The 12754-nt window shown below is 44.2% G+C and carries 14 protein-coding genes; 5 read left to right on the plus strand and 9 right to left on the minus strand.

Going from position 1 to position 12754, the window contains the following annotated elements:
• Positions 1 to 2 precede the first annotated feature (2 nt).
• Both D0C36_RS09690 and D0C36_RS09695 read left to right on the plus strand, forming a co-directional pair.
• A complete protein-coding gene (locus tag D0C36_RS09690; RefSeq protein WP_147321976.1) occupies positions 3 to 512 on the plus strand; it encodes a hypothetical protein in 510 nt (169 codons plus the stop codon).
• Positions 509 to 1330, plus strand: a complete 822-nt coding sequence (locus tag D0C36_RS09695) for a tetratricopeptide repeat protein (protein ID WP_117391437.1) — start codon at positions 509 to 511, stop codon at positions 1328 to 1330. The genes D0C36_RS09690 and D0C36_RS09695 overlap by 4 nt, the downstream gene beginning before the upstream one ends.
• A gap of 1 nt (position 1331) precedes the next feature.
• On the opposite strand, the gene D0C36_RS09700 is transcribed toward D0C36_RS09695, so the two are convergent.
• The 8 genes from D0C36_RS09700 to D0C36_RS09735 form a co-directional block, all read right to left on the minus strand.
• Positions 1332 to 1841 (minus strand): phosphoribosyltransferase family protein, encoded by a 510-nt coding sequence (locus tag D0C36_RS09700; protein ID WP_117391438.1) that lies wholly within the window; start codon positions 1839 to 1841, stop codon positions 1332 to 1334.
• Positions 1842 to 1891: 50 nt separating this feature from the next.
• Positions 1892 to 3664 carry a S41 family peptidase gene (locus tag D0C36_RS09705; protein ID WP_117391439.1) on the minus strand — a complete coding sequence of 591 codons (1773 nt, stop codon included), beginning with the start codon at positions 3662 to 3664 and terminating at the stop codon, positions 1892 to 1894.
• Between the two features lie 55 nt (positions 3665 to 3719).
• Positions 3720 to 4313 (minus strand): efflux RND transporter permease subunit, encoded by a 594-nt coding sequence (locus tag D0C36_RS09710; RefSeq protein WP_147321977.1) that lies wholly within the window; start codon positions 4311 to 4313, stop codon positions 3720 to 3722.
• 60 nt (positions 4314 to 4373) lie between these two features.
• Positions 4374 to 4778 carry a hypothetical protein gene (locus tag D0C36_RS09715; protein WP_117391441.1) on the minus strand — a complete coding sequence of 135 codons (405 nt, stop codon included), beginning with the start codon at positions 4776 to 4778 and terminating at the stop codon, positions 4374 to 4376.
• Positions 4779 to 4781: 3 nt separating this feature from the next.
• The gene (locus tag D0C36_RS09720; protein WP_117391442.1) at positions 4782 to 5834 is read right to left on the minus strand and encodes a hypothetical protein; all 1053 of its coding nucleotides are present in this window, start codon (positions 5832 to 5834) and stop codon (positions 4782 to 4784) included.
• 88 nt (positions 5835 to 5922) lie between these two features.
• Positions 5923 to 6138, minus strand: a complete 216-nt coding sequence (locus D0C36_RS09725) for a DUF2442 domain-containing protein (RefSeq protein WP_117391443.1) — start codon at positions 6136 to 6138, stop codon at positions 5923 to 5925.
• A 95-nt stretch (positions 6139 to 6233) separates the two neighbouring features.
• Positions 6234 to 6959 carry a YebC/PmpR family DNA-binding transcriptional regulator gene (locus D0C36_RS09730; RefSeq protein WP_117392716.1) on the minus strand — a complete coding sequence of 242 codons (726 nt, stop codon included), beginning with the start codon at positions 6957 to 6959 and terminating at the stop codon, positions 6234 to 6236.
• Positions 6960 to 7054: 95 nt separating this feature from the next.
• Positions 7055 to 8005, minus strand: a complete 951-nt coding sequence (locus D0C36_RS09735) for an NAD-dependent epimerase/dehydratase family protein (RefSeq protein ID WP_117391444.1) — start codon at positions 8003 to 8005, stop codon at positions 7055 to 7057.
• Positions 8006 to 8203: 198 nt separating this feature from the next.
• Here D0C36_RS09735 and D0C36_RS09740 point away from each other — a divergent pair, with 198 nt between their 5' ends.
• From D0C36_RS09740 to crtD, 3 genes are all read left to right on the plus strand, one after another.
• Complete coding sequence (locus D0C36_RS09740; protein ID WP_117391445.1) at positions 8204 to 9211, plus strand: aspartate-semialdehyde dehydrogenase; 1008 nt, start codon at positions 8204 to 8206, stop codon at positions 9209 to 9211.
• Positions 9212 to 9461: 250 nt separating this feature from the next.
• On the plus strand, positions 9462 to 10010 hold the full coding sequence (locus tag D0C36_RS09745) for a type 1 glutamine amidotransferase domain-containing protein (protein WP_117391446.1): 549 nt from the start codon (positions 9462 to 9464) through the stop codon (positions 10008 to 10010).
• 148 nt (positions 10011 to 10158) lie between these two features.
• A complete protein-coding gene (gene crtD / locus D0C36_RS09750; RefSeq protein ID WP_117391447.1) occupies positions 10159 to 11628 on the plus strand; it encodes a 1-hydroxycarotenoid 3,4-desaturase CrtD in 1470 nt (489 codons plus the stop codon).
• Between the two features lie 145 nt (positions 11629 to 11773).
• Here crtD and D0C36_RS09755 read toward each other — a convergent pair whose 3' ends face one another.
• Positions 11774 to 12640, minus strand: a complete 867-nt coding sequence (locus D0C36_RS09755; RefSeq protein ID WP_158557099.1) for a DUF4349 domain-containing protein — start codon at positions 12638 to 12640, stop codon at positions 11774 to 11776.
• Positions 12641 to 12754 lie beyond the last annotated feature (114 nt).

The raw sequence follows: 12754 nt of genomic DNA on the forward strand, positions 1-12754 counted from the left end.
GTATGAAGCTTACCTGCGGCCTTTTGTTAGCTATTTTGCTCTTCTGCAATTCGTTAATGGCCCAGGATATTACGAAAGCCAAAAGCTACCCCGAACAAGTTGGCGATATCACCTTTGACCCTAAAACAGACAGAGCCGATTTTAAGCTTTGCGATGGCGACATTTATCAATACTACGGTACGGGTACTACCTACAAAGGCGGCACTAAAGCGCTTAAACAATATCTACTTAAGCACTATCAGTACAAACCTGCTTACAAAAACATCACGGGTTACGTAACCGTCCGCTTTGTGGTGAACTGCCGTGCGCAAACAGATCGCTTCCGGGTATTGCAGATAGATGAGCACTATCAAAAAACCACTTTTAATGCAGGGTTTATTAGCCACCTTACAAAACTTTGCCAATCGTTGAACAATTGGGTGGCCGGCGGTACTGATCAGCGCAAGGCAAACACCTATTACTATCTTAATTTTAAAATGCTTAGGGGCCGAATAAAGGAGATAACACCATGAGGTACTTTATCCTTCTCCTGTTATTTTGCACACCTGCTTTATTGAAAGCACAAACCAATTGCGACCTGTATACAGATAAGGCACACAAAAATGCCTGCTTGCTGTATCAGCAGGCTATTGAATATAACCAGGGCTCGCGCGAGTCGCAATTACTATTTCAGCGCTCGTTGCAAGCATGCCCTACATTCGGGCCATCGTTACATGAAATGTCGGTGCCGTATTTAAAACAGGGCGATTTCTACAACTGGAAACAACTGATGGACCGCGCCGTAAATGCTGACCCAAAATGGCTTGCCGACCGCGGCTGGTGCCTGTTCAAATTTCTGCGCGACTATCAAAACTCCTTTAATGATTTGAAACGCCTTTATGATATCGCCAAAGGCCAACCCGGCTATTCCAGCGATGGCGATTATGATCTGCGTATCATAATGGCGCTCAATCAACGATACATGGGCAACTATAACCTATCCCTCAAATATTTTAAAGAATGCATTGCCGACCACGAGAAGAAAAACTGGGTGGGCTTGTATGATTACCTGCACTTGGGCGTAACCCACCTACTGGCCCAAGACTACAAAGGCGCCATCGCCGATCTGCAGCGCGAAACGAAGAAATACGAAAAGCTGGCGGATACTTATTATTACTTGGGGCTATGTTATAAAAAAATGGGGCAGCCTAAAAAGGCAAAGGAGCAATTTATCAAAGCAAAAACGCTGTTTACCAAAACGGGCTACCACCGTAATGACCCCTATTGCGAAGAACCTGACCAGGTTTACCTGAGCGATATAGAGCGGGAGTTAGGAAAATTTGGCAGATAGATTATCGTAAATAAACTGCGTCTTCCTCGCCTGCTACATTCAGCACTACATCAATATGTTGTTTAATAACAGTTGAAAGGGCAACACCGGCATAGTCGGTAGTTACGGGGAAGTTTTTGTGGTTACGGTCAACCAATACAACGGTACGCAGTTTTTTCAAAGGCACATCCAGGAAAACGCCGAAACCGTAAGCAAGGGTTTTGCCGCTGTTCAGCACATCATCCACCAAAATAATTACTTTGTTGGCGCAATCCTCAACCTTAAAGTTGGTACTGGCGTGCAGCTGGCTGCTTTGCTTATCCAGCTCAATACTCAGCAGCGTTATTTTAAATGGCGCAATCTTTTCCAGCACGGCTTTCAATCGGTCTGCCACCTGGTTACCGCGCGGAAGGATGCCCGCAATAATTACTTCTTCTTCATCAAAATTATCCTCAAGCACCTGGTAAGCAATACGGTCAATTTTTTGCTGTATTTGCTGGCTGTTTAAAACGAGGATCTTTTTATCTGACATGGGTAATGCTGTTTAAAGCGTAAATATAGCATTAATGATAATTGCCGCTTTTAATTTTTGCTATTTATCATGTCGATAGCCGCCTGTAGCAGGGTATCCTTGCCGCTTAGCAGGTCTGCGGCAAGCGGGTGCATAAGTTTATCTATCCGTACACCTTTACGCTGGGCGTGGGTACCATCGGGATAAAATATGGCGTTGCCGGTAAAATTGAACTCATAACCGCCTGGTAGCATCAGCATTTTCTCGTCACCATCGGCACCGGCCGATTGTTCGCCGATAGTAACCGCGTTAGGGAATATACCCTGCAGGTACATGGTCTGAAACTCGCTTAAGCTTAGCGTTTGGCCGTCGGTAATAATGACTACTTTGCCTTTATATAAATCGCGCTCCGGATGTATGCCCGGCGGGCGGTACGTTGTTGAATCTGTTGATAAGATATACCTGCCGAAATCATCAAAATCCTGTTTATAATAATGAGCAAAAAGCTTACTATCCTGACCAAACCTCTTGTAAACAAAATTTAAAAAACCGCCCCATCGGGGGTAGCCGCGCATATCAAATATCAGCCCTTTGGCTTTGGCTGCAATATTGAAAATGGAGTCCATCCCCTCGTAAAAGCGTCCCTCGGGCAAATTGCTGGAATACCGTGTTATTTCGGCAATCTTAAACCTCACAATCTCAGGGCTTACATAATCTGTTTCGGTACCTTCATAATCAAATTTCATTTTTGCCTTAAGATATTCAATAATAACAGGCAGTTCTGCCTCACCCGCCCACTGCAACACGGTTGATCTTGATACGCCTTTGCGCTGATAGTTGATCTTGCTTTGCAGGCTATCGGTTGCAAAAAGCAGGTTGTTTTTATAGATACTTAAATTGCTCAGCAACGCGCTGCGGTTTGATGCAGACAGCAAGCCCGCCAGTTCATTTACCCTTTGCTTTGTGGTTTGGTTGCCAAAACCGGTTATGATATCGCCTGCCTGTATACCTGCCTTTTGGCATAGTTCAGGGATCAGTATTTTAGTTACCAGCACTTGCTTATCATCCATTAACCTGAAATCAAACGGCGGATAAAGGCCTACATGCAGGATCTTTCTGGAGTTTTTCATCTGCTTATAAAAGCGAAACGAATGGGTATCGGTGATCAAAGCGCTTAGTTTAAGCATCAGCATTTCGTGCTCAATACGTGTATCGGCGTTAACAAACAGCGGGATAAATTCTTTTACATCCTTATCCCAGTTACTGTCCATTAAGTATTTATGCGGATACAAATAATCGACAGCCGCAGCCATTTTAGCCACAGTAAGCATACGATACGCATAAGGGATATTTACACTATCAGCAAAAGGATAAGACTTTTCGTGCGGAATATCAGTACCGAAAGATTTTTCGGTGTAGTAATATGGTGAGGCACTTACGTAACGGTTCTGGTAGATGAACTGCAGCTTTTGGCTGTTAGCTTCAGACAGATATTTAGCCGACGTAAACCAACTATTATCAATATTGTTGGTGATAACTTTCGCGGCGGGCTGCTTGATAGGTGCAGGCAGTCTTTTCACAACACCTAACTGCTGAAGCATATTTGAGATGGCAGCATTAAATTCCGCGTTAGTTTTTGCCTTATCTACTGCCGGTAAATTTTTGAGAAAAACGCTGTCTGCATCCAGTTTGCCCGACGCTAATACAGGGTGCTTATATTTTAAAAATCCCCATATTTTAAAGTAGTAATACCTATTAAGGGTAGTGGTATTTTGTGCCGATGCGATCGAAGTTGACATCATGATAAAACATGATGCAATAAGGATAAAGTATTTAGGTTTCATAAGGGGGAAAATCAGTTCTCAAGATAACAATTTTATTCAAAGCCTCAGTTAAAAACTATTCTATCGGCTTCCATTTGCCTTTTTTGAAAAATACATTGCCAAATTTAGCCGACTCAAAAACGTAATAATAAGAAAACTTGCCACGGTATAATGTTGGATTGCCGGAGATGATGTGATGCACAGGAGAATCGGGCTGTATGCCCAGCCGGGGGCTGGTGTAGTTGTTATTAAATGAGATGTTGCCATTATAGGCTTTTATCACTTTCCCATTATCCAGCAGATAAAAGTTGAATTTGTTTTGCGGAGTAAGTTCCAGTTTAAAGTGATCATACTGCCAATCGGCTTGTTTGCCTTTAAACATAGGCCGGTCAATTACATACTCGCCATAAATATCCTGGCGGGTAAGAACTTTCCTGGCGTTTATAAACTCCATAAGTGCCGATAGCGCTATCAGGCTGCATAAGCCTAAGAAACCCACCAATAACAGTATGCCAAATATTTTTTTGCGGGATATTAACCACAAAAGCGCGATGATCATCGCCAGGGGGCAAACGATAAATATAAATGCCAGGTTAAAGCCGAAGCCCATTGAATTGCCGGATAAAGTAAGGTTATTGAAATAAATGTACGGATAAAATCTGTACCACAATCCTTAACTATTTACTCCGTTTGAGAAATAAATTAGGGCATAAACCGCGAGGTACCCTTCTTAGCTTTTTACGTACGGATAGTACACAAAATTTGCACCTTCGGGCACTATCACAAACAGGCACATGAACTCGTTAGGGTTCTTATAGCTGCTCAGGAAACGTTCTTTTAATTCGGGCTTGATGATACCACGATCGATAAATTCCTCTATGGTTGAGGCATGGATGCTCCACTCGGTGTTCAGTTCGTTGCGGTCAAGTATCACTTCGCCCAGTTTAACCTCGTGCTGGTGGGCAACAAATATTGGCGTAGCCGAAAGGCCTTCAACCATAATATCAACAGCAACTTCTTTTATAGATTCGTTAAAGAATTTAAGGTCGCGCTCCAGGCTCACCAGCGGACTTTGCTTTTGCTCTTTCTTCTCGCTGCTTCCTCTGTCCTGGTTAAAAAGTTCTTCGGTATTCATATCTCAGTCCTCAGTTTTTGGTGGTTGAGGTTTTGTGGTCTTTGGGTTAAAACGTGGTTTAAAGCCTAATTTGGGCGCGGCCTCTGTGGCAGTTTTTGCTTCCTGCTCTTCTGCTTTGGGCTCCTCTGTTACTTGAGTTGCAGATCCAATGGCTTCGATGGTTGTTTCTTCTGCCGGTTTCTCTTCAGCAACAAGCTCTTCTTTTTTAGGAACCATCTTTGCAGCATTGAATCTTGGCTTAAAGCCGGCAGGTTTCGGTGCAACAGGTGTGTCTACGGCAGATTCAGTCGGTGTTGAAGTTTCGGCAGATGTTTCTTCTGCAGGTTTCTCTTCAGTAATAGGCTCTTCTTTTTTAGGAGCCATCTTTGCAGCATTAAATCTTGGTTTGAAACCGTCTGGCTTCGGCGCAGAAGGTGATTCAATTTGTGCTGATGCTTCCGCAGGTATTTCTTCTGCCGGTTTAGTTTCAGCAACACCCTCTTCAACTTTCGGTGCCATCTTCGCTGTGTTGAACCTTGGCTTAAAGCCAGCAGGTTTTGGTGCAGTGGTTGTTTCAGCCGGCGCTTCTGTTGCAGGCTTATCTTCAGCTACAGGCTCTTCCGATTTGGGGGCCATTGCTTTGGCATTAAAACGCGGTTTAAAACCAGCAGGTTTTGGCGCGACCGATGTTTCGGTGTCTGATGATGCAGCAGCCTCTTTAGATTCCTCTGCTTTAGCAACTAACTCTGGTGCGGCCTCAGCAGCCAGTTTGGCAGTTGTTGAGCCTGCTTTAAAGCGTGGTTTAAAACCTACACTGGCGGTTGCGGGCTCAGTAAGCGATTCTACAATGGTTTGCTCGGCAAGGCGGTTCTCTATGATCACCTTCTCCTCTTTTATTTCGGGGGCAAGGTGATACTGCAGGCGCAGTTTATTGAACCAATATTTTTTGGTATGGTCGAAACTTTTCTCGCCCATGGCCTCGTAATGTTCTTTAAACTCAGAGAACAAACCCGGCTGCCCCGATTGCAGGGCCATCAGATCTATCCTCTTCTTTTTAAAAAACTCTTCGAAAGTCATTTGTTATTAGATATAAGAGCCAAGAATCAAGAATCAAGACAAAGAAATTATTTCGGTCCTGGTTCTTGATTCTTAATTCTTGATTCTCTTACAAAGATACGTCAGTATCCAGTTGGTTAAAGCGGATGCCTTTATCGGTTTGGCTCCAGTCTGCACGCTCCTCATCGGTAGCATTCAACAATTTTGGGAACCACTCCAGCGGAAAAGCCTGTTGCTTCCCGTCTTCTTTCTCTACAAAAAGTAAACCATTGGCAAAGGTTACTTTAACCTTTTTTTCCTGTTTGCGTGTTGATAGTAAAGGCATCTTAAGTCAAAAGTTTAAAGTCAAAAGTCAAAACCGCGCAGGTTAACTTCATTTCTTTTAGCCCTCTCCTTCAAGGGATGGTTGGGTGGGGTTATTTACTCCGCCATGTTATGGTAAACCGCCTGTACGTCGTCGTCTTCCTCTAAGCGGTCAACAATTTTTAGTACATCTACGGCTTGCTCTTCGCTAACGGCTGTAGTTGATAGCGGGATACGCTCCAGTTTGGCAGATTTGGTTTCGATACCCATCTCTTCTAAAGTTTTCTGCATCTTACCGAAATCTTCAAAAGCGGTATGGATAACGGCTACGTCGTTTCCTTCCTCATCGGCCTCCACAAAAAGGTCTTCTAAACCGGCGTCTATCAGTTCAAACTCCAATTCTTCCAGGTCGCGCTCTGCGGGGTCAAACCTGAATACAGATTTACGTGCGAACACGAAATCCAATGAACCGGTTTTACCTAGTGTACCGCCGTATTTAGTAAAATAACTGCGTACGTTAGCAACCGTACGGTTGGTGTTATCTGTAGCGGTTTCTACTAATATAGCTACACCATGTTGGGCATAACCTTCATATACCAATTCATCGTAATCTTTCTCATCACGGCTTGATGCACGTTTAATAGCCGCCTCAACTCTATCCTTAGGCATGTTAACTGCCTTGGCATTTTGCACAGCAGTACGCAGGCGCGAGTTGGTATTAGGATCACCACCACCGGCTTTAACAGCCATTACTATCTCTTTACCCAAACGGGTAAACTGCACCGCCATTTTGGCCCAGCGCTTAAATTTTCTTTCTTTTCGGAATTCGAATGCTCTTCCCATAGTGCCCCCCAGCATCCGCCGTTTGGCGGAGTAGCTGGACTTTTTTTTATTGTTATACCATTAAAACCTCTCCCCCTCTTAAGGGGTTAGGGGCTCTAAATTACACTTTTTAAATTAGTTAACATATCTTCCGTGATCTTTGGAAGATCGTACTCCAGTTGCCAGCCCCAATCCTGCTGTGCCTGGCTATCATCTATTGATTTTGGCCAGCTGTCGGCGATAGCCTGGCGTGGGTCGCTTTCGGCATAGCTCATCTCAAAGTTCGGAATCAGTTTTTTAACTTCAGCAGCAATTTCTTCGGGAGTAAAGCTGATACCAGCCAGGTTATAGCTCGATCGTATGGTGATCTGCTCTGCCGGTGCATCCATCAATGTTAAGGTAGCGCGGATAGCATCATCCATATACATCATTGGCAAAGCTGTTTGTGCAGATAAAAAGCCCTGGTACTTGCCATGCTTTAATGCCTCATGGAAAATGTGTACGGCATAATCTGTAGTACCGCCGCCCGGATTGGCACGCCAGCCTATCAGACCGGGGTAACGCAAACTGCGCACATCCAGTCCGTATTTTTCAAAGTAGTACTCGCACCAGCGCTCGCCTGCCAGTTTACTGAAACCATAAACCGTGTTAGGGTCCATTACACAATACTGTGGCGTGTTATGCTGCGGCGAGTGCGGCCCAAAAACAGCTATAGAGCTTGGCCAGAAAACTTTCTGCACTTTAAACTCCACAGCAAAATCAAGCACATGCAAAAGGCCGGTCATGTTCAGGTCCCAGGCCATTTTGGGCTTTTGCTCGCCTACGGCAGATAAAATGGCCGCCAGCAGGTAAACCTGGGTTGGGCGGTGTTTATCAAAAAGGTGGTGCAGGTTTTCTTTATCAAGCACGTTTGCGTATTCAAACGGGCCGGTGTTGCGGAGGGCGTAGTTTGGGCTATTTATATCTGATGCAATTACATTTTCTGCACCATGAATTTTTCTTAAAGCAGCTACCAGTTCGGTACCAATTTGTCCGTTGGCGCCGATCACGAATATCTTTTCGGTCATTCAAACACAGTTTGGTACAAATGTAGGAAATTGAAACTAAAGCCTCGGTTCTCTACTATTAGAAACCGCTGTTTCTAACTAAATGTTTACAAATCATTCAATAAAATTATACTAAAATAGTAGACATTTTATTAGCAGGTTCTTAAAAAAAACTGCATATTTGAAGCTATTTAATTAACAATTATACATATACAAACAATGAAAGTCGCAGTTGTTGGTGCTACCGGCCTGGTAGGCACTAAAATGTTGCAGGTTCTTGATGAACGCAACTTCCCCGTTACAGAATTAATTCCCGTTGCATCCGCTAAAAGTATTGGTAAAGAGATCACTTTTAAGGGTAAGCAATACAAGATTGTTTCTGCCGAGGATGCGATAAAGCAGAAGCCCGATGTTGCTATCTTTAGCGCCGGTGGCAGCACTTCATTGGAGCAGGCCCCGTTATTTGCCGATGCGGGTATTACCGTTATTGACAACTCATCGGCATGGCGTATGGACCCTACCAAGAAACTGGTTGTGCCCGAGGTTAACGCTGATGTTTTAACTGCCGAAGATAAGATCATCGCCAACCCAAATTGCTCAACCATACAAATGGTAGTGGCTTTAAAACCACTGCACGACAGGTATAAAATTAAACGTGTTGTGGTATCAACCTACCAATCGGTAACCGGTACCGGCGTTAAAGCGGTTGATCAACTTTTCAACGAGCGCAACGGTGTTGATGGCCCTAAGGTTTACCCTTACACTATCGACCTTAACGTTATCCCTCAGATAGATGTGTTTACCGAGAACGGTTACACCAAAGAGGAGATGAAAATGATACTGGAGACCAAAAAGATAATGGGCGATGACAGTATTGCGGTTACCGCAACTACTGTACGTATCCCGGTTATGGGTGGTCACTCAGAATCTGTAAACATTGAGTTTGCCCACGAGTATGATCTGGCTGAAGTACGTGAAGTATTAGCAAATGCGCCGGGTGTGGTTGTAGTTGATGATATTGCCAACCTTAAATACCCAATGCCGCTTGATGCACACGATAAAGATGAGGTTTTTGTTGGCCGCCTTCGCCGTGATGAGACCCAGCCGAACACTTTAAACTGCTGGATAGTATCAGACAACCTGCGTAAAGGTGCTGCTACCAACGCTGTACAAATTGCAGAATACCTGGCATCAAAGAATTTGATAGGCCAGAGTGTTGTTGTTTAGAGTTTAGAGACTTGTGATCAAAGATTAGTTTTGATCATCAAATATTAGAAAGGGATAGCCGGTTGGTTATCCCTTTTTTGTTACGCCGCTTGTCATTCTGAGCGACAGCGAAGAATCTAATCGCGTTCTCAATACAGCCTCAGATACTTCGTACCTCAGCATGACAAGATAGCTCGCGTTTAAAGTTTCTTAAAACTATAAAATCAACCACTTGTAGTTAATAATAGATAACCTATTAAAAACACATGTTATGGCTGATTTAAGCAATAAAAAAGTAGCAATACTTACCGAAGAAGGATTTGAGCAGGTTGAACTAACCAGCCCTAAAGAAGCATTGGAAGCTGCCGGTGCTACCGTACACATCATTTCACCCAAAAGCGGCAAAATAAAAGCCTGGAACCATACCGACTGGGGTATTGAGATTGACGTTGATAAAGAACTGAGCACCGCCAGTCCGGATGACTATGACGCTTTGGTATTGCCGGGCGGGGTTTTGAATCCTGATAAACTGCGCCAGAATAAAGATGCAGTGGCCTTTACCAAAGCATTCTTAGACGCGGGCAAACCGCTGGCCGCTATTTGCCACGGACCACAACTTTTAATTGAGACCGGCGAATTACAGGGCCGTCGCCTCACATCCTACCCTTCCCTGCAAACCGACCTTAAAAACGCCGGGGCCGACTGGGTGGATGAAGAAGTAGTGACCGATAACGGCCTTGTAACCAGCCGCCGACCGGATGATCTGGATGCTTTTAACAAAAAAACGATAGAAGAAATTGCCGAAGGGGTACATGCGTAAAGTAAACCAGTCTGACGAAAAGTAAATAACGAACACTGAATTTTGAATGCCGAATTTCGAAGTATTTAACTTCATTATTCTAAAATCGAAATTCAGTGTTCGTCATTAATTCTCTTCATGCTTAAGTGCTTTCCCTTATCTTTACCGCATGCCTCAACAAAAAGCTGTTATTATAGGTGCGGGTGTAGCGGGTATTGCAACGGCTGTACGTTTGGCGGCTAAAGGTTACGCGGTTGAGGTTTTTGAGGCCAACAGCTACCCTGGGGGCAAGCTCGCCCAATTTGAACAGAGCGGTTACCGCTTTGATGCCGGCCCAAGCCTGTTCACCATGCCGCAGTATGTAGACGAGTTGTTTCGACTCGCCGGCAAAGATCCGCGCCAATACTTCAATTACCGAAAGCTGGATGTGGTGTGTAACTATTTTTATGAGGATGGCACGCAACTTCAAGCCTGGGCCGACACCGAAAAATTCACACAGGAAATAGCCAATAAAACCGGTGAACCGGCCCGGGCTGTCATCAAACATCTGGCAAACAGCCGCGACATTTACGATATCACCAATCATGTTTTCTTAGAGCGGCCTCTGCATCGCCTGCAAACTTACTTGCGTTGGGATACTTTGCGTTCGGTTTTCAGATTGCCGCAGATAGATTCGATGCGTACTATGCATAAAGCCAATGCTTCTTCTTTTCAGGATGAGAGAGTTATTCAGTTTTTTGACAGATACGCCACCTATAACGGTTCCGACCCCTATCAGGCGCCCGCTACACTGAACGTCATCCCTCATCTGGAGCATCATTTTGGTGCCTGGTTCCCTCAAGGTGGCATGTACAGTATCACGCAAAGCCTTGTTAAACTGGCTGAGGAAGTTGGCGTGAAATTTAACTATAATAGCCCGATTGATGAAGTAGTTGTTATTAACGGTATTGCCAAAGGCGTACGGGCAAAGGGAACAAACATCGAATCCGACATCGTGATCTCTAACATGGATATCTGGTTCACCTACAAAAAGCTTTTGACTAAGCATCTTGCTTGGCATCCGCAGAAAACGCTAAACCAGGAGCGCAGTAGTTCGGCGCTGATATTTTACTGGGGGATAAAAAAACAGTTCCCTCAGCTTGATCTGCATAATATATTCTTCAGCGCTGATTATAAGGCGGAGTTCGACCATATCTGGCAGCGGCAAAACATCTATTACGACCCGACGGTGTACCTTAACATTAGTTCAAAACTTAAACCCGATGATGCCCCAACCGGCTGCGAGAATTGGTTTGTAATGATCAACGTACCCGCCAACAACGGGCAGGACTGGGAGCAACTTATCAGCACTGCCCGCAATAACATTATTAATAAGTTATCACGATTGCTTGGAGAGGATATCAACAGTTTAATAGAAAGCGAAAGCATTCTTGATCCGCGCAGTATCGAGAGCCGCACCTCATCATACAAAGGCTCTATTTACGGAACCAGTTCTAACAATCGCTTTGCGGCATTCTTAAGACATTCTAACGCCTCATCAAAAGTTAAGGGATTATATTTCTGCGGTGGAAGCGTGCACCCGGGCGGCGGGATACCGCTGTGTTTGTTATCGGCTAAAATTGTGAGTGAGTTGGTTTAAGATGAAATACAGAATGTCATTTCGAGCGAGCAGAAGGGTGGCCGTTAGCGAGAGCGCGACGAGAAATCTTCTGCATGCGACTTGGAAACATGGTTATCGCGCGTAGAAGATTTCTCCTCGTTCCTCGTTCTAAATGACATTGTTTCTATACCTTCAACACTGCATATTTTTTCCTGTAGGCTTTAAAGCCTATCCAACCTGCAATACCAACTAATACAAGCACCCAAAGGTTGGCAATAACAAGCAAAAACTCAGAGAACATATCCAAGCCATTTGACAAGCTCATCAACAACCTGTTGAAGAATGGCGGTCGGTATGCAGAGGGATCATCGTTAGTGACTATCTCTTTGGTGATAGTTTTATTCTGGAAGAAGCTTAACACCACAACGCTATACTTAACATTTGCATCGGTCTTTAAATTATTGACCTTCTCATTAACTATGTTATCTTTTACAGCAAGGGTAGCGTCGTAGTTATTCGCGGTTGCTTTTAATTTATCCTGGCCTTCTACCCATTCTTTGCGGTTCTGAGCTTTCATACGGGCAGATATATAGTCGAGGCTTTTATCCTCGATATCCATTTTGCGGGTAACTGTTAAAATACTCATGCGGCTCACCTGGTTCATAAAATCTTCCAGCTTCTCTGACGGAATACGTACTGTCATATCTGCTGTTTTATTGTAAACGCTTATTTGGCGAACAGAATCGGCACTGATACGGATGTCACGACCGTTTTCTTTTTCAGACTGCATTTGGTGATGCATCACTAAGCCGCCCAACTTGGCGGTAAGCGAGGCAATGGAATCACCTGTTTTTTGAACATCGTGAACTTTAAAGTTCATATCTGCTGTTTTAACCAGCTTCTCTTTTGTATTTGGATCGTTAACTGATAGTGCATTTTGGGTTGCCGACACGGTGTCCGCTTCGCTTGAGTCAAACCTTCTGTCAGTATTTGCTTTACAGGCAGCCAGTAAGGCAATGCCCGCTATTGCGATGATGATTTTTGCTTTCATGGTTTTGATTGGTTTTTCTATTGATACCATCCATGAGAAAAAGGTAACCCATCCCCGAGAGAAGCAAGAGGAAAGGAAGCAAGAGACAAGAATCAAGAACCAAGAGGCAAGAAT

This window comes from Mucilaginibacter conchicola (assembly GCF_003432115.1).
Lineage (GTDB): Bacteria > Bacteroidota > Bacteroidia > Sphingobacteriales > Sphingobacteriaceae > Mucilaginibacter > Mucilaginibacter conchicola.

What these genes read in the sequence shown, in the direction of transcription:
- D0C36_RS09755 (WP_158557099.1), bottom strand. Translation starts at nt 12,640, where the DNA reads ATGAAAGCAAAAATCATCATCGCAATAGCGGGCATTGCCTTACTGGCT.
- D0C36_RS09735 (WP_117391444.1), bottom strand. Translation starts at nt 8,005, where the DNA reads ATGACCGAAAAGATATTCGTGATCGGCGCCAACGGACAAATTGGTACC.
- D0C36_RS09745 (WP_117391446.1), top strand. Translation starts at nt 9,462, where the DNA reads ATGGCTGATTTAAGCAATAAAAAAGTAGCAATACTTACCGAAGAAGGA.
- D0C36_RS09730 (WP_117392716.1), bottom strand. Translation starts at nt 6,959, where the DNA reads ATGGGAAGAGCATTCGAATTCCGAAAAGAAAGAAAATTTAAGCGCTGG.
- crtD (WP_117391447.1), top strand. Translation starts at nt 10,159, where the DNA reads ATGCCTCAACAAAAAGCTGTTATTATAGGTGCGGGTGTAGCGGGTATT.
- D0C36_RS09690 (WP_147321976.1), top strand. Translation starts at nt 3, where the DNA reads ATGAAGCTTACCTGCGGCCTTTTGTTAGCTATTTTGCTCTTCTGCAAT.
- D0C36_RS09705 (WP_117391439.1), bottom strand. Translation starts at nt 3,664, where the DNA reads ATGAAACCTAAATACTTTATCCTTATTGCATCATGTTTTATCATGATG.
- D0C36_RS09695 (WP_117391437.1), top strand. Translation starts at nt 509, where the DNA reads ATGAGGTACTTTATCCTTCTCCTGTTATTTTGCACACCTGCTTTATTG.
- D0C36_RS09725 (WP_117391443.1), bottom strand. Translation starts at nt 6,138, where the DNA reads ATGCCTTTACTATCAACACGCAAACAGGAAAAAAAGGTTAAAGTAACC.
- D0C36_RS09720 (WP_117391442.1), bottom strand. Translation starts at nt 5,834, where the DNA reads ATGACTTTCGAAGAGTTTTTTAAAAAGAAGAGGATAGATCTGATGGCC.
- D0C36_RS09740 (WP_117391445.1), top strand. Translation starts at nt 8,204, where the DNA reads ATGAAAGTCGCAGTTGTTGGTGCTACCGGCCTGGTAGGCACTAAAATG.
- D0C36_RS09700 (WP_117391438.1), bottom strand. Translation starts at nt 1,841, where the DNA reads ATGTCAGATAAAAAGATCCTCGTTTTAAACAGCCAGCAAATACAGCAA.
- D0C36_RS09715 (WP_117391441.1), bottom strand. Translation starts at nt 4,778, where the DNA reads ATGAATACCGAAGAACTTTTTAACCAGGACAGAGGAAGCAGCGAGAAG.